Annotated in this window: 17 protein-coding genes and 1 rRNA gene (1 of these 18 running past the window's edge); 5 read left to right on the top strand and 13 right to left on the bottom strand. The window is 25.4% G+C overall.

The window, feature by feature from the left end:
• Genes VP90_RS05975 through VP90_RS05925 form a run of 11 tightly spaced genes read right to left on the bottom strand, consistent with a single transcriptional unit; the run spans position 1 to position 10,733 of the window.
• On the bottom strand, positions 1-537 hold the full coding sequence (locus VP90_RS05975; RefSeq protein ID WP_262590208.1) for a DJ-1/PfpI family protein: 537 nt from the start codon (positions 535-537) through the stop codon (positions 1-3).
• The gene (locus VP90_RS05970) at positions 524-2,323 is read right to left on the bottom strand and encodes a thiamine pyrophosphate-binding protein (RefSeq protein ID WP_262590207.1); all 1,800 of its coding nucleotides are present in this window, start codon (positions 2,321-2,323) and stop codon (positions 524-526) included. The genes VP90_RS05975 and VP90_RS05970 overlap by 14 nt, the downstream gene beginning before the upstream one ends.
• Positions 2,323-3,162, bottom strand: a complete 840-nt coding sequence (locus tag VP90_RS05965; protein ID WP_262590206.1) for an NAD-dependent epimerase/dehydratase family protein — start codon at positions 3,160-3,162, stop codon at positions 2,323-2,325. Before VP90_RS05965 ends, VP90_RS05970 begins: the two co-directional genes overlap by 1 nt.
• Complete coding sequence (locus VP90_RS05960; RefSeq protein WP_262590205.1) at positions 3,159-4,421, bottom strand: nucleotide sugar dehydrogenase; 1,263 nt, start codon at positions 4,419-4,421, stop codon at positions 3,159-3,161. Before VP90_RS05960 ends, VP90_RS05965 begins: the two co-directional genes overlap by 4 nt.
• Complete coding sequence (locus VP90_RS05955) at positions 4,414-5,343, bottom strand: Gfo/Idh/MocA family protein (protein ID WP_262590204.1); 930 nt, start codon at positions 5,341-5,343, stop codon at positions 4,414-4,416. The genes VP90_RS05960 and VP90_RS05955 overlap by 8 nt, the downstream gene beginning before the upstream one ends.
• Positions 5,343-6,887 carry a PfkB family carbohydrate kinase gene (locus VP90_RS05950; RefSeq protein ID WP_262590203.1) on the bottom strand — a complete coding sequence of 515 codons (1,545 nt, stop codon included), beginning with the start codon at positions 6,885-6,887 and terminating at the stop codon, positions 5,343-5,345. The genes VP90_RS05955 and VP90_RS05950 overlap by 1 nt, the downstream gene beginning before the upstream one ends.
• A gap of 24 nt (positions 6,888-6,911) precedes the next feature.
• The gene (locus tag VP90_RS05945; protein WP_262590202.1) at positions 6,912-7,904 is read right to left on the bottom strand and encodes an NAD-dependent epimerase/dehydratase family protein; all 993 of its coding nucleotides are present in this window, start codon (positions 7,902-7,904) and stop codon (positions 6,912-6,914) included.
• Positions 7,894-8,895: an SDR family oxidoreductase gene (locus VP90_RS05940; RefSeq protein WP_262590201.1), complete on the bottom strand. Its 1,002-nt coding sequence runs from the start codon at positions 8,893-8,895 to the stop codon at positions 7,894-7,896. The genes VP90_RS05945 and VP90_RS05940 overlap by 11 nt, the downstream gene beginning before the upstream one ends.
• 4 nt (positions 8,896-8,899) lie before the next feature.
• On the bottom strand, positions 8,900-9,616 hold the full coding sequence (locus tag VP90_RS05935) for a transaldolase family protein (RefSeq protein ID WP_262590200.1): 717 nt from the start codon (positions 9,614-9,616) through the stop codon (positions 8,900-8,902).
• Entirely contained in the window at positions 9,603-10,139 is a 537-nt protein-coding gene (locus VP90_RS05930) for an HAD-IIIA family hydrolase (protein WP_262590199.1), read from the bottom strand. The genes VP90_RS05935 and VP90_RS05930 overlap by 14 nt, the downstream gene beginning before the upstream one ends.
• A gap of 6 nt (positions 10,140-10,145) precedes the next feature.
• Positions 10,146-10,733 (bottom strand): SIS domain-containing protein, encoded by a 588-nt coding sequence (locus tag VP90_RS05925; RefSeq protein WP_262590198.1) that lies wholly within the window; start codon positions 10,731-10,733, stop codon positions 10,146-10,148.
• A 52-nt stretch (positions 10,734-10,785) separates the two neighbouring features.
• Between VP90_RS05925 and VP90_RS05920 the strand changes: the two genes are divergently transcribed.
• Positions 10,786-11,550 carry a class I SAM-dependent methyltransferase gene (locus tag VP90_RS05920; RefSeq protein ID WP_262590197.1) on the top strand — a complete coding sequence of 255 codons (765 nt, stop codon included), beginning with the start codon at positions 10,786-10,788 and terminating at the stop codon, positions 11,548-11,550.
• On the opposite strand, the gene VP90_RS05915 is transcribed toward VP90_RS05920, so the two are convergent.
• Positions 11,547-12,500, bottom strand: coding sequence for an NAD-dependent epimerase/dehydratase family protein (locus VP90_RS05915; RefSeq protein WP_262590196.1), 954 nt, complete (start codon positions 12,498-12,500; stop codon positions 11,547-11,549). The genes VP90_RS05920 and VP90_RS05915 overlap by 4 nt on opposite strands.
• 25 nt (positions 12,501-12,525) lie before the next feature.
• Between VP90_RS05915 and VP90_RS05910 the strand changes: the two genes are divergently transcribed.
• From VP90_RS05910 to VP90_RS05895, 4 genes are read left to right on the top strand one after another with little or no spacing between them, the layout of a single operon-like run.
• Positions 12,526-13,254 carry a hypothetical protein gene (locus tag VP90_RS05910; RefSeq protein ID WP_262590195.1) on the top strand — a complete coding sequence of 243 codons (729 nt, stop codon included), beginning with the start codon at positions 12,526-12,528 and terminating at the stop codon, positions 13,252-13,254.
• Positions 13,255-14,328: a non-hydrolyzing UDP-N-acetylglucosamine 2-epimerase gene (gene wecB / locus VP90_RS05905; protein WP_262590194.1), complete on the top strand. Its 1,074-nt coding sequence runs from the start codon at positions 13,255-13,257 to the stop codon at positions 14,326-14,328.
• Positions 14,303-15,460 (top strand): glycosyltransferase, encoded by a 1,158-nt coding sequence (locus VP90_RS05900; RefSeq protein ID WP_262590193.1) that lies wholly within the window; start codon positions 14,303-14,305, stop codon positions 15,458-15,460. The genes wecB and VP90_RS05900 overlap by 26 nt, the downstream gene beginning before the upstream one ends.
• Positions 15,447-16,598: a nucleotide sugar dehydrogenase gene (locus VP90_RS05895; protein ID WP_262590192.1), complete on the top strand. Its 1,152-nt coding sequence runs from the start codon at positions 15,447-15,449 to the stop codon at positions 16,596-16,598. The genes VP90_RS05900 and VP90_RS05895 overlap by 14 nt, the downstream gene beginning before the upstream one ends.
• Positions 16,599-16,636: 38 nt before the next feature.
• Here the strand turns inward: VP90_RS05895 and VP90_RS05890 are convergent.
• Positions 16,637-16,891: ribosomal RNA gene (locus tag VP90_RS05890) — 23S ribosomal RNA — on the bottom strand; it runs 2,498 nt beyond the window's last position.

The raw sequence follows: 16,891 nt of genomic DNA, 5'->3' as shown, positions 1-16,891 counted from the left end.
TTAGCTATTATTTAAAAGCTTTAAAGCAGCTTTCATCCATGGACCCATATCTTTATAATGTGCGGTTGTAACTATATTTTTGTCAATTACTGCTGGCTTATCAACATATTTGCCTCCAGCATTCTCAATATCATCAATCATACTATAATAACCAGATATATTTCTATTTTTTACTACTTTTGCTGAAATCAGCAATTGTGTACCGCTGCAAATACAAGCAATAGTTTTTCCAGTATTATTAAACTCTTTTATAAAATTTACGATTTTTTTATCTTGTCTAATTTTTTCCATACATTTTACTCCGCCTGGAATTACAAGAATATCATAATCTTTAATATTTACATTTTGAATTTTTTTTACAGGATGATTTTTATTTGGTGGAATTGCAGTTCCAAAGTATCCCTTAACTGCAGTTCCCTCGAAAAGACAAACATCTAAATCAATACCTTCCTCTAATAATCGATAAAATGGGTAAATGAACTCATGATCTTGAACCAAGCTTCCAGATATTATAATGCCTCTTTTATTTTTTTTCATTTTCATTTCTCCATTTTTCAATTTCTGATCTTTTTAAGAATGGATACATATCCTCAAAAACTGTTGGTATTGATTTTCCTTTTTTATTTTTTCTATTTATAGCTTTTGGCATTTGTTCTTCATTTGGATCCATAATTACTTCACATATTAAAGGTTTTTTTAAATTTATAATTTTTTTTAATTTATTGCCCATCGACATATGATTTTTGATTTTATAATACTTAATTTTGTGAGAGCTGGCTATGCTTTCATAATCTGGAAAAGATAATCCGCTAGATTTTGTTGATCCCATCAATCTGCCATTAAATCCTAATTGCTGAGTTTGTTTGATGGTTAAATATCCACCATTATTAAAAATAAAAATCTTAACAGGAATATTATTATGCATAATTGTTGCCAGTTCTTGTATATTCATTTGAAAACCTCCTTCTCCAGTTAGACAAATTACCTCTGAAAAATTTTCTCCATCTGATGCCGCACCTATAGCGGCTGGAAGACCCCATCCCATTGGAGCATGACCAGAATTTGTAAAAAAGATTTGTTTTTTTTTATTTTTAAAAGCTTGGTGAGTGGTAGTAAAAGAAAATCCCATGTCTGTTACTATTATTTTTTTTTCTCCTAAGTAATTACTTAGAGTATCAACAAATACATACGAATTAACATAATTTTTTAAATTATAAAATTTTTTTTGAACAATTGGATATTTGTTTTTCAAATCATTACAAAACTGAGTCCAGTTTTTTAAGTTGTTTACTTTTTTTAAATAGAAGTTAAGTTTTTCTAAAAAATACTTTGCATCACTACATATTTTATAGTCTATATTTATATCGTTTTTATTTAATTCAAACTTATCTATATCTACCATAATTTTAGTTTTCGCATTTCTTGCAAAATCTTTTGGGTTATAACCAGTTACCATGAATGGCAATCTTGTTCCTATTGACAAATAAAAGTCGCATGATTGAACTATAAAATTTGCATATCTGCTTCCAAATGCACCTGGTTTTCCCATATTTAAATCGTGGTTATAATTAATTAAATCGTCAGCACTCCAGGTTTGAAGAAACGGAATTCGAAATTTGTTAATCAAGTTCAAAAATTCTCTAGAGCTTTTTGATAATTTTACTCCATGACCAACATGAATAACAGGTTTTTTTGCTTTTGATAAAATATCTGCAATTTTTTTAATTTTTTTATTTAAAGTTAATTTATTTTTTATTTTTAAAGAATTTTTGTAACCAACAAGTTTAGTTTCATCAATTTTAAAATTTTGAATATCTGCAGGAATATCAATCCAAACTGGTCCGGGCCTTCCACTTAATGACTCATGGTAGCCCTTCTCTAAATGATACTTAATGGAGTAAGGGTTATTAATCATCACAGAGTGTTTAGTGATCGGTTTTACAAGACTAATTATATCTATCTCCTGAACACCAATTTGTCTTTTACTAGTATTTTTAATTGTTTGATTTAAAAAAACTTGACCCGATAAAAATAACACTGGAACCGAGTCTATCCAAGCTGATGAAACACCCGTAATAGCATTCGTTCCACCCGGCCCAGTTGTAACTAAAGCACAACCTAAAGTATTCTTTGCTCTTGCATAACCCTCCGCAGAAAAAGATGCCGCTTGTTCATGATGACAACAAATATATTTTATTTTTTTCGATCTATGCAATGCATCACAAAGACTAATAGACCCTCCACCAGAAACTGTAAAAATATTCTTTATTTTTTTTCTCTCAAGAAATTTTATTACGTAATCAGATACTGAAATTTTAGCCATTATTTAAAGTATTTATTATATTTTATATTAACTAGTTTAATTTCCTTAAAAATTTTTTTTATCTTAGTAGCATTAAAAAGTCTATACCCATTATGTGGCATAGGAATTGTTCTCTTAATTTTTATAATTTTTGAATTTGAGTTAGAATTCTTAATTGATAATTTTGCAATTTGCAAAAAACTAATCTTTGTCCCCGTAACGATATTTAAAATACCAACAATATTTTTTGAAATTGATCCAAATATCACTTTTGCTACATCATTTATATGGACATGGTCTCTAAGTTCTTCTCCATTTCCAAAAATTTTTATTGGAAAATTTTTTTTTGCTAACCTCAAAAAGCTATTAGGTCCATATCCATTATGAGGATCATTAACTCCATAAACTAAAGTTGGCCTTAATATGCATAAATTATTAGGTTTAATTGATGTTAACATTTTCTCCCTCATTAAATGCATAATACCATGAAAATTTTTAGGACTTGTATTTGACTTTTCACTAATTTTATTCATGCTATCCGAATAAACAGCATCTGAACTGAGATATATTACTTTGCGGACTTTTTTTTTTAATAATGCATTTATGATATTTCTCATAATTTGCAGATTATATTCTAGCATCCTAATATTTTTACATGGTGCTTTTGCTGCGATAATGATCACACAATCCATTTTTTTTAAAATTTTAACTAATACCGAAGTACTTGATTTTTTAGCTAAATCTAATTTTTTCCTTTTTAATGCTAAATATTTTATCTTTTTTTTTTTTAATATTTCTTCTAAAGCATTTGAAATAAAACCACCTGAGCCTAGAATTACTACTCTATTAAATTGTCTCATATTTTAAATTTTTGACCCATGCTTATAATTGAAGTTTTCTTGTTTAAGTATCTTCTACTTATTAAATTATAAACATCTATTATGAGATTTCCTTTAAATTTAAAAATTTTTTTTTGATTTTTTTTATTTTTAATAAAATCCCAAGGCGTTAATATAATCAGTATTTCTGAAAATTTTAAAAAATTTTCAAATTCAGTATCTACAATTATATTTTTTTGTTCGAAAAATATCCTATTAACAGGATCAAAGATCCTGAAACTATTTTTTTTTAAATTTTTAATTATATGCAATAAGGGAGAATTTTTTAAAGTAGAAATATTTTCTTTATATGTAGAACCAAATATGCCAATTGAGGTTTTTTTGCTTATTTTTTTTTGTTTTATTATATTTACAATCCAATCCATTCTTTTGCTTGAAAGTGACCTAATATTAGAAATATAATTATTTTTACATTTGAATTTTTTAAAAATCTTTTGAGAAGTTACTAGATCTCTTTGTAAATTCCCGCTCAGAATTCCTAACCCAGGTTTCAAATACGCATATGATCCAATTCTTTTATCTTTTTTTAATACTTCTTGAATTAAGCTCCAATTTGCTCCTGATTTTTCACATAACTCAGCAAGACTATTAGCAAAAGTTATTGAAGAAGATAAATATAAATTTATTGAAATTTTAGACAATTCAGAACTTTTGTAATCCATATATTTTATGTTTTTTGAAAATTTCCCAATATATTTCTCTAAAATTTTTTTTGAATTGGATTTATTGGTTTTATTTTTTCCTATTATGATCTGTTCAGGATTTATTGCTCTATTTATAGCATTACCAAAAATTAGTGTCTCTACTTGATAAAACAAATAATCCCTATCCCATTTAATTTTTTCTGTAAAACCTGGATAAACTTGGCACAATATAACAACTAATGTTTTTTTATTAAGTTTTTTTAGTGTCTTTTTAATTAATTTTTCTACAAACAAAAAATCACTTTTATTTTGCGCATCAGTTGGAGTGTCATGTGAAATATAAACTAGCTTACAATTTTTTAAAAGATTAATATCATTAGTAATTTGAATTCTACTTTGATTTTTTTTTAAGAATTTTTGTAAATTAGGCTCGAAAAAATTTACTTCTAATTTTTTTAATAATTTTATCTTTTGAATATCACTATCATATAAAACTACATTAAACTTTTTTTCTGCAGCAGCAATTGCAGAACATATTCCAAGATGAGAAGCTCCTACAAACCCTACTTTAAACATTTATTTTTAATTTTTTCTTTACTTTATTGAATATATTATTCATCCAAATATCTCGTTTTATAAAATTGACTTTATTTTTTTTTATTAGTCTTTCAAAATACTTGTGTTCTTTTCTCCATGTGGGGTCATCCATTTTAATTTTATATTTTTTTTCTTTGGGCAAACCTGAGGGGAATACTTTTTTTCTTATAATTAATGTTGTTTCATCCCATTTACACAATGAGGAAATATGTATAGATCCTTTTTGACCCAAAATATCACACGAAAAATGATTTCTCCACATACAAAGTGTCATCTCTAAGTCAAATAAAATTTTTTTTTGTTTAAAAATTAATTTTGCATAATCAGGTGATCTATTTTCAAACCTGCAACAATTGATATAATCAATATTTTCGTCATTAATATTAAACCAATAATTACATAAATCTAATAAATGCGATCCAAGATCACTAATTACACCCAACCCTTTATCTCTCCATAAACTATTTTTCACTAAAGTTGACGTTCCATTTCCATAAAATAATTTACAAGAATATATTTTTCCAATTTGATTTTTATTTAAAATCTTTTTTACTTTTTCAAAATGAGGTTCAAATCTATGATTATAAGCAACGTAATTAATTAATTTTTTAGATCTAGCGATTCGTGAGTAGAATTCTATTTTTTTTGATTTAATTAATGGGAATGGTTTTTCTACAAGAAAATGTTTTGAATTTAATAAACAATACCGAATAATTTTTTCTTTATCTTTATCAGGCACACAAATAAATACTTTGCTATATTTGTTTTTAGGTACATCATTAATATATTTGTAATGAGAATTTTTATTGAAAGGGTCTACGATAATTGTTTTTTCTTTATTTAGAAATTTAAGTCTTTTTTTTCCTTGAACTCCAAAGCCAACAATTACATCATTTTTCATTACTGATTTATATAATTTAATTTTTTTTCTATTTTATTCATTTGTTCAATTACTTCTTTTCTACTTATTGGTTGATTTCCATCATACTCACATGCCTTGGCTGCAGCCAAAGAGCCAATAATACCTGCTTGAACAAGTGAATTTGATAGTTTGAGAGCTATTGAGGAATAGGCTAACAAAGCATCTCCAGAACCTACTGCATCAATGACATTTTGTGCAAAAGAATCTATGGAGAAATAATTATTTTTTTTATTTTTTGATGAACAAAAAATTCCTTTATCTCCTAATGTTAAAATTAAATTTTTATATTTAGAATTTTTTTGTAAAAGAGATGAAAGTGATCCAATTGGTGAATCTTGATCTGCTAAAGCAAATCTAGCTTCTCGCTCATTTGGGGTTATAAGGTCAAAATTCTTAAACTGTAAAATATTTCCCCACCTACTAGCTACTTGACTGTCTGCAACTTTGAAAGTTTTTTTAGGAATTGCTTTTATTATTTTTGGAATACTGCTTAAATTAAATATACCATGTCTAAAATCACTTAAAATTACTATATCAGCTTTTGTATTTTTAATTGAGTTACATAATTTACTTAAAATGTTTTCGTTAATAGGAGTATTATCTAATGTGTCTACTTTTAAAAGTTTATAATTTCCAGTTGTAAAACTATTTTTATTGGTTGTTGGTCTAAATAAATCAACAATAGGCCTTACTTTAACTTTAATTTTTTTTAACTCTTTTGTAGCAAAACGTCCTAATCGATCATTACCTAAAACTGTGGAAAAAGTAACTTCTGCTCCAGATTTTTTTAAGTGAGTGGCCACGATTGCAGCTCCCCCAATAAAATTTTCTTCTTTTTGTTTTAATAAGCTAAAAGTTGGTGTTTTAGTTTGACCACCAATAAAAGTAGTTCTGGTATAAGTATCAATTATTGTATCACCTATTACATGGACTTTTAGTTTTGAAAAGTTATTTAATGTTTCTTTTAGATCTTCAAAATTAATTTTATGTTTATCTAAAAGCATAAGTAACTTTTCAAAATGTAGTTCTGGAAGAGATGATTGTAGAAATTTTGAAGATGAATAAACAAAATCTCCTGGTGAAAAAAACATTTTCCCCCCATAAGACTCCACTACTTTTATTTCATCTTTTGTAGCTTTAGGTAATCCTTTAGAAAAATACTCAAATCCTTTTGCATAAAAATCTGGCTTAATATACTTTAAAATATTGTCAGCTTTTTCATGTCTATCTATGACAACATAATCTACCATTTCAAAAGCTGATAGGTTTAATGCTCTTAAATTTTCTGGAACATGAGGGCGATAATTTCCTTTTTTTATAAACCTATCTGCAGTAAGACTAACTATTAAAATATCCCCTTTTGTTTTTGCGTGTGCCAAATGTCTTAAATGGCCAGGATGAACAACATCAAATACACCATGACATAGAACAGTTTTTTTATTTTTTTTTTTATCTAAAATTTTTTTTAAATCTTTTAAATCTCTTATTTTATAATTATATTTTTTAAAATAATCTAAGGACATATTTCAATATCAATACTTTAGTAACTATTTCAGTTTATTAAACCAAACTTTTGTAGCAAGTTTTATCTTTTTTTTATCCCATAAAACAGAGTCTTCCCATAAATTGATATTTCTAATCATTATCTCAACTCCTTGTTTAATTGAAACTTTTGGCTTCCAATTTGTAAAAGATTTAATTTTTCGAATATTTGAGTGTGTAATTTCTGGTTCGCCAGGTCTTTTTTTTATAAATATTTTTTTACCTCCAATTAATTTTGCAATTAAATTGACACTTACTGGTTTTCCATATCCAGCGTTAAAAATCTCTCCAGAATTTTTAATGTTTGCAACAGCATAAAATGCCTGAACAAGGTCCTTTACATAAATAAAGTCTCGTTTTTGTTTGCCATCCCCAACAATTGTAAGCGGTTTATTTGATAATTTCTGTTTAAGTAAAATAGGAAACATTGCTCCATATTCATTATTAAATCCTATTCTTTCACCATATGCATTGAATATTCTTACAGAATTTATTGGCAAATCATAAATTTTATGCCAGCTTAATGCTAACTGTTCACCTAAATATTTACTAAGAGCATATGGATGTAAATTAGAAATTTTTTTATTTTCATCTGTTGGAGTTTTGGCTTTACCATAACAAGACGAAGATGCTGCATAAACAAATTTTTTAAAATTTAAATTTTTTGATGCCTCTAAAATTTTTAATGTTCCATTTAAGTTTACATTTATATATTTTTCAGGATTTGTTATAGATGGTATAATTGCATCCTTTCCAGCAAAATGGAAAATAAAACATATTTTTTTGAAATTAATATCTTTGCTTGTGATATTTAATATATTTTTTTTAATTAATATAGCATCCTTGTTTCTAATATGATGATGTATATTTTTTTTTTTTCCTTTTGATAAGTCGTCAATTACTAAAACTTTATGTTTTTTTTTAATTAAAAGATCAACCATGTGGCTTCCGATAAAACCAGCCCCACCGGTTACTATGCTAACTTTTTTATTTAACATTATTTTGCATCAATGTTTTGACATTATGGTAGATTACATTGGATAGCGGGTCTTGAAATAAATTCTTTTTAAAACATCTTGTTATTTCATGAACTGCATTTTCGATTGAATACTTTGGTTTAAAATTAAGTATTTCATATATCTTGTCAGAATTAATATGATAAGATCGGTTATCGTTACTTTCAGTTCTTTCTATTTCAATATTTTTAAATTGAAAATTTGTTTCTAATTCTTTTTTTACCAATTTAGCAATATTCATTATTGAAAGGTTTTGAAAGCCAACATTAAATATTTCTTTTTGTATTTTTTTTTTATCAGCATTTATTAATATTTGGACAAAGTCGCTATAGTCTTGTATGTGTAAATTAGGTCTTAATTGATCTCCGCCAAAAACCTTAATTTTATTGTTAACGATTGCATGACATGTTAAAATATTTACGCTCAGATCAAATCTCATTCTAGGACTATAGCCACATACTGTAGCGGGTCTAAATATTACTGCGTCAAACTCACTATCGGCATATTTCATTAATATTGGCTCACATAAACCTTTATATTTATTGTAGGCAGTTAGTGGCAATAATGGATGATCTTCTTTAACATCCTTCTTTTCTGATACCCCATACACAGAACTTGAAGATGCATATATAAATCTTTTAATATTATTACTCTTAGCTGTTTTTACCATTGGCTCAAAACAGTCAAAATTTACAGTCTTAGATAAATTTTCATCTAATACGAAACTTGCATCATTTGAAATACAAGCTAAATGTATAAACACATCATTACCACTTGAAACTTTCTTTAAATGACTAGTATCCCTGATATCTCCCTTTATTACTTTTAAATTATTATTATTTTTAGGTAAAAAATTTTCAGTATAATGCATTGCATCATAAACAGTAACTTTGTACTCTTTTTGAAGTAAATCCTTCACGAGTCTACAACCCACATACCCAGCTCCACCAGTGATAAATATTTTCTTAAACATTAGCTTATAAAGAGTATCCAGACTTTCTAGCATCCTCAAAAAACATCTGAACTGTTTCTTGGGAATATTTTTCCAAGTTTTTATTAAAATTTTTTGTTTTATTCAAAATTGAAGGTGGGACGGTGATTATATGACATTTGACTTCTTCTGCTTCTATAAGATTGTAAACCTCTCTAACACTTGCCCATAAAATTTTAATATTCTTTTTTTTTGAAGATAAAGATATATGTTTTTTCATTTCAGTTTTAGCATTAATGCCCGAGTCAGCAATTCTTCCCGCAAATATAGAAAAAATGATTTCAGTTTTCCCATTCAATTTTTCAATCAAAGATTTAGTTTGTTTTAAGGTAAATATTGCTGTCACATTTATTTTAATACCTTGTTTGTTTAGTTTTGAGATTAAGTCTACATTAGACTCATTCTTTGTGTTAATTATTGGTATCTTTACAAAGACATTTTTTCCAAGCTTAGAAATGATTAGTGCTTGCTTTTCAATCTCATTTATATCATCAGCAAAAATTTCAAATGAAACAGGTTTAGTTTTAACAATCTTAAGAACTTTTTTTGAAAAATTTAAGTAATTTTTAACACCTGAAGCCCTCATTAATGAAGGATTGGTTGTGAAACCTTTGACTAATTTATTTTTTGATAACTTTTTAAAATCCTTTAAATCTGCTCCATCAGCAAAAATACTTAAATTAAAATTTTTAAGATTTATCATTTAGTATCACTCTTGCAGCTTCAGAAAATGATTTTACTTTTCTAAAGTATTTGTTAGGTTTTTTTTCTTTATATTTTCTATCGATAAATAAAGTTTTAATTCCAAACTTATTTCCAGGCATTATATCACTCCATCTATCTCCAATTAAATAACTTTTTTTTGGTTCAATATTAAATTCTTTGATTGCTCTTAATATCATTCCGGGATTTGGTTTCTTGTAATAAGATTTTTTCGAAATAGCTGAGCAAAAATAGAGTTCATCATAATTTATTATTTTTTTAAGTTTATGATGCATTTTTTTTAGTTCTGTAAGTTTAATTTTTTTTCTACCAATATCAGGTTGATTAGTAACAACTATTAATAAAAATGAAAGTTTTAATTTTTGACAATAAAATTTTAATTTAGGATACAATTTAAAGTCTTTATACTTTAATGGCGCATAAGATTTATTTTTTTTAATAATTGGTATATTTAAAACACCATCACGATCTAAAAATACAGCTCTTCTCTTTTTTAATGACAATTAAAATCACCATTTAGTTTTGTTTTTTTTTAAATATGAAGATGAGACCAAATAATGCCAAACTACTGCTTGTAGAGCCTCCGAAATAGGTGTTACTAATTTTTTTTCTTTAACCGGAATAACTACTACATTGTCTCCAATTTTTTTTGTATAGCCTCCATCTCTACTCACGATTCCAAATATTTTTGCTCTCTTAAACTTTGCATACTTAACAGCGTTTACGATATTAACACTAACTTTTCTTTCAATATTACCTCCACCAACTGATAATACAAATATTGCATCTTTTTTATTTAAATTTGAAATCTTTAACCATTCAGAAAAAGAACTATCCCAACCTTCGTCATTTATTCTTGCAGTTAACTCAGATGCATTATCTGTAATACTATAACATTCAACATTGCATAATTTTCTAAAATCATTAACTGCATGAGTAGCATTTCCTGCGCTCCCACCAACGCCAACAAAAAAAATTCTACCTTTGTTTAACCTAATTTTTGCAATTGATTTTGCCAAATTATTTATATCATCTTTATTAAAGTTTTTTATTGAATTAATTGTTTCTTGAAAATAATTATTAAAAAAATTTTGCATGAGAAGTTCTTTTGTATTAGCATATTTGATTATATACAAATAAAAAATAGTAATGGAAAAAAACAAATTACTTAAAGTTATAAATGAAATATCACCAATTTTTCCATTTAAAAACTACTTAAATGATAACGGCATTATAAGACCTAAATATTTTTATATATATAAGTTAATAAAAAATAAATTTTCTGGAAGTGAAACTATACTAGATTTTGGATCAGGACTTAATGATCTGTCTGCTATTTTAAAAAAACTTAATTTTAATATAGAGGCATATGATGATTGTAATGATGATTGGTATAAAATTGACAAAAATTTAGAAAAATTAAGAACTTTTAGCAACCAAATTAATCTCAAATTTTATGAAAATATTCAAGAATTATTCAAGTCCAAAAAAAAATATGAGATTATTTTGCTGCTAGATGTATTAGAACATGTTCCTACACCAAAAAAATTTATTTATGATGTAATAAATTTTCTAGAACAAAATTCTTATATTATAATCACTGTTCCGAATTCTGTTAGTTTGAGAAAAAGAATTTCAGTCTTCTTTGGAAAGACAAATTACGCTTCTTACAGTGAATATTTTGAAGAGGAGCCATTCAGAGGACATTGGCGAGAATACAGCTTAGATGATATCTTGTATCTAGCCAAAAAAATTAACTTCGAAATCAAACATCTAGAAGGAATTAATGCAATTGTTCCAAGAAATAAATTTTTATTTTTTATATATATTAAATTTAAATTTTTATATAATTACTTAATAAAAATCTTTCCATCACTTTCAGATACAATTTGTGTAATCTTAAAAAAAAATTAAAGATTTTTTTTGTACCATTTTACTGTTTTTCTTAAGCCATGCTCTAATGGTACCATTGAAATATATCCAAGTAATTTATTTCTTTTACTAATATTTCCTTTTCTTAATTTGATTTTATCCCATTTTCTAAATTTATTGGTAATTTTAATTTGTGAGCTTGAATTTGTAAGTTTAATTATTTTTTTTGCTAAATCATATAACTTTGTTTGTTTTCCTGTACATGAATTTATAATTTCAAGCTTTTTTGATTTTAAGTTTAAAGTTTTAAATATCAATCTTGATGCATCTTCCACATAAGTAAAATCTCTAACTTCTGTACCGTCACCAGTTATTTTTAAAGTTTTGCCTTTCAGAGCTAAATCAATAAAATTAGGTATTACATTTCTATATTTATGAGCTTTTTCTCCTGGGCCATAAGTGTTAAAAATTCTAACAATATTTATTGGCAATTTGTGATAATAAGAATAAAATTCAGCATATAGTTCAGCAGAATATTTAGAAATTGCGTAAGGTGTTTCTATAGGTCTCAAAGACATACTTTCAAATAAATTTTTTTTACTTGGATAAACACAGGAAGAAGAAAGATAAATAATTTTTTTTAGTTCTAATTTATTAATATTCTCAAATATATTAATTGTACCCTGAATATTTGATTTCATGTCTCTAATTGGATTTTCAACAGAGTTTTGATTTGCAAAATTTGCAGCTGCGTGGATTAAGTATTTATAATGCCTTTTTTTTAAAAAACTTGATATTTTTTTGTTATCACTAATATCAAATTTAAAAATTTTAACTTTTTTTTTATTAAATAAATAGCTCTTGTTAGAATTAATTGAAGATAAATTATCTATTATATGAACATTAAAATTTTTCTTTACAAAAAAATTTACTAAATTTTGCCCAATAAAACCTAAACCTCCAGTGATTAAAATTGTCTTTTTTATTTTCACAATATGTTTATATAAGTTAGCTCTGATGTATAAAAAACCATATTTTTCAATTAAAGAATATAAAAAACTTATACATTTTTTTAAAAAACTTGAATACAAATTTGTATTTTTTTCAGAAAGCATAAAAAAAAATAAAAATATTATATTGAGACATGATGTTGATATTGACATTTCAAAAGCCTATGAGATGGCAGTTATTGAAAAATCTTTAAAAATTAAAAGTACTTATTTTTTTTTAACAACTTCCAAATTATATAATTGCTTAGAAAAATCTAATCGAGATATGATTAAAAAAATTAGTGATTTGGGTCATCAAATTGGACTACACTTTGATTTATCGAATTTAAAAAAAAATTCGTTTAAAAAAAATGAGAAAAAATTTGATTTAGAAAAAAGAATTTTAGAAAATTGCATTGGTAGAGAAATAAAAACTATTTCATTTCATAAACCTGGTATTAATGGAATTCCCAAAGGAATTTATTATAATGAAATGATTAATGTCTATAGTTCAATATTTATAAAAAAAATTTTGTACTATTCAGATTCTAAAGGGGACTGGCGTTTTGGGATTCCCACTAAAGATAAAAATATTTTAGATAATAAAAAAAGTATTCAACTACTAATACACCCGGTATGGTGGATATCCAAAAAAAAATATACTAGTTTAAATAACTCATTATTACTTAAGAGTTCATTAAAAAATAATTATTCAGATAAATTCAATTACTTACAGTCATATAAAAAATTTAATTAAATGAAAAAAATATGCTTCGTTATGGGAACAAGACCAGAAATAATTAAATTAGCACCTATAATTAAATATTGTGAATTGAAAAAGAAAAATTTTTTTATAATTTTTACTTGTCAACATTATGATCAAAATATGTCTGACAAATTTTTTAAAGAATTAAAAATAAAAAAACCAAAATATAAAATTTCAATCCAAAAAAAAAGGAAATCAAATTATGTAAATCTATTATCTGATCAGATAAAGAAAATACTTGTTTTTGAAAATCCTTATATAGTTGTCGTTCAAGGTGATACTAATTCATCATTAGCAGGTGCAATTGCAACAACAAAAATAAATTCCAAAAATAAAAAAATTTATTTAGCTCATGTAGAGGCAGGATTAAGAAGTTACGATTATAGAATGCCAGAAGAGTTTAATAGACAGGTTATTGATAATTTATCTGATATTTTATTCCCACCTACCCATATTCAAAAAAGAATTCTCATTAAAGAAGGTTTTAGTAAAAAAAAAATATTTGTTACAGGAAGCACGATAAGCGACTCGCTAAATATGATAAAATTCAAAACAAAAATTAAAAAAAATTTTATTTTACTTACTTTGCATAGACACGAATTATTAATTGATAGAAAAGCAACTACAAATTTATTTAAAATGTTGGACAAGATAGCAAATGAAACCTACAAAAAAATTTGGTTTTTTTGTCACCCAAGAACTTTAAATATTCTAAAAAAATACAAAATTTCACTAAACAACAACTTTAAATTAAATGGACCAGTAAACTATAAAAATTTTTTAAAATATCTGTATAATTGTAGTTTCATAATGTCAGATTCTGGTGGTATTCAAGAAGAGGCTTGTATTTTAAAAAAAAATTTAATAACTCTTCGATTGAATACAGAGAGACCAGAGACAATAAAAATTGGATCTAATTATTTATCTATGGAATTTGAAAAAATTATAAAAAGAATAAGGAAAATTAACAACCATAAACCAAAATGGAAATCACCTTATGGAAAAAATGTTTCGAAAAAAATTATGAAAGAAATTCTAAATGAAAAAAATTTTGTTCCTAATTAATGATAATATTTCTTCTAATGCAAGATCTTTATATGAAATTTATTCTTTAGCAAAATCAGGGCACCAAATTGTTATTTTTTGTGACAAGTTTCAACCAAAAATTAAATTTCTTAAACAAAAAAATATAAAAATCATTGTAAAAAAAAGTCACAACTCATTTATTAACAAATTCTTATGGTATTTATTTCTAATTGACTATGACTGGTTAAATTTTTTAAAACAAAAACAAATTAACAGAGAATACGATATAATTCATATTCAAAACAATTATCTTTTCAAAACAGTTTATAAATTAATAAATAAAAAAAAAATTGTTTTAGATATTCATGATAGTTTACCAGAGTCATTTATATCTTGGAATAATGACAAAAACCCTTTTTTGAGATTATTTTATATATTATTTGCAAATCTAAAAAGATTAAGAAACTATGAAAGATGGTCTATAGAAAAATCTCTTTTAACACTTGTAACAACGCTAGAAAGTAAAAAAAAAATATTAAGTTTTTATTCTAACTCATATAACAAAAAAACATATGTTGTAGAAAATTTGGAAACTTTATTTTTTCAAAAAAAATTTAAATCAAAATTAAAAAAATCATCTAATCGAAGGATAATATATTTTGGAGGATTTGCTCCTCACAGAGGATTGGAAACTGTTATTGAATGCTCAAAATTGCCAATTATGCAAAAAATTGAGTTTTTATTAATAGGTGCTCTAAATAATAATTATTCAAAAAAAATAGAAAAAAATAAATCAAAAAATTTAAAAATTTTGAAACGAATTGATTTAAAAAAACTAAAAAAATTTACCAACATAAATACCATTGGAATTGTTCCGCATACAAAAAATATGCATACAAACACAACGATACCTTACAAACTCAGTCAATATATGAGTTTGGGCATCCCACAAATTGTATCTAATTGTAAGCCATTGACAAGGACTCTAAAAAAATCGAAATCTGGATTAATTTTTAAATCAGGAGATGCAAATGATTTAAAAAAGAGAATTTTAAAAATGAATCAAACAAATTTATTTAAATTTAGATTTAATTCTTTAAAATATTTTAAGAAACATAATTGGGATAAATCAGAACATTTTAAAATTCAAAATATTTATGAGAAGTTATAAAAAAACCTTATCAGTAATTGGTTTAGGTTATATCGGTTTACCATTTTTATTAAGCTTAACAAGAACCAATTTTAAACTCTATGGCATTGATAATAATAAAGGAAAAATAGAAACTCTTAAAAACAGAAAATTTTTTAGTGAAGAAGCAAACATAACTAAATTATACAAAAGAACTTTAAGAGATAGAATTACTTACTCAACAGATATTATAAAAAGCGAAGTTTATATTCTATGTCTTCCTACTCCTATAAACAAAAAAAAAGTTTGTGATACAAAGATTTTGGACAGTGTTTTAAATAAATTAACTCCTATTTTAAAAGAGAAAGATTTGATTATAATTGAGTCGACTGTTCCAATTGGTTACACAAACAATATTTTAAAAAAAATTAAAGGTAAGTTATCGAAAGTTCGAAATATATCTGTTGCGTATGTGTGTGAAAAAGCTATGCCTGGCAATACACTATATGAAATGACAAACAATGACAGAATAATTGGATGTGCTAACAAAGATAGAATTAAATTAAAAAAAATTTATAAAACTTTTGTTAAAGGAAGAATTTATTTTACAGATTTTAAAATAGCAGAGGCAGTAAAGTTAGTAGAAAATACTTACAGGGATTTCAATATAGGGTTAGCTCATTATTTAAAAAACATACTAAATAAAAAAAATTTAGATCACGAAAAAGTTTTTCAATTGAGCAATAAACATCCTAGAGTAAATATACTAAAAACATCTATAGGTGTTGGTGGACATTGCTTACCTGTAGATCCGTATTTTTTAGACAACAAAAAAAATGGACTCATTAATAAAATAAGGTTGATAAATGATAATCAAACCAAAATATGTTTAAAAAAATTAAAACTTAAACTTAATGCATACAAAAATAATAAAATTTGCTTTTGGGGACTAGGTTATAAAACGAATTCACTTGACCTAAGAAATTCTCCAGCATTGAAAATCTACAATTCTTTTAAAGGTAGTAAATATTTTGCTTCTGAAATAAAAAACGACTTAAAAGTAAAAAATTTTTTAAGCTATAAAGAAGCGATAAACAAGATTAAACATCATGTACTATTGAATGTTAGTAATAAAAACGAAAAGAAATATTTTAAAAATAAAATAATTATTAGAATTTAAATTAATATCTTACTAAATCAAAAATTTTTTTCAGTGCATAAATCAAGCCAATTGAGCTATTAGTACTGGTCAGCTGCACGCATTACTGCGCTTCCACATCCAGCCTATCAACGTGGTGGTCTACCACGGCTCTATAGGAAGAACTAGTTTTGAGGTGAGTTTCCCGCTTAGATGCTTTCAGCAGTTATCTCGTCCATACTTAGCTACCCGGCACTGCAGCTGGCGCTACAACCGGTCCACCAGTGGTATGTTCAACCCGGTCCTCTCGTACTAGGGTCAACTCCTCTCAATTC

This window comes from Candidatus Pelagibacter ubique HIMB140, from assembly GCF_025558165.1.
Classification (GTDB): domain Bacteria; phylum Pseudomonadota; class Alphaproteobacteria; order Pelagibacterales; family Pelagibacteraceae; genus Pelagibacter; species Pelagibacter ubique_T.
This window is presented reverse-complemented; position numbering and strand designations above follow the sequence as displayed.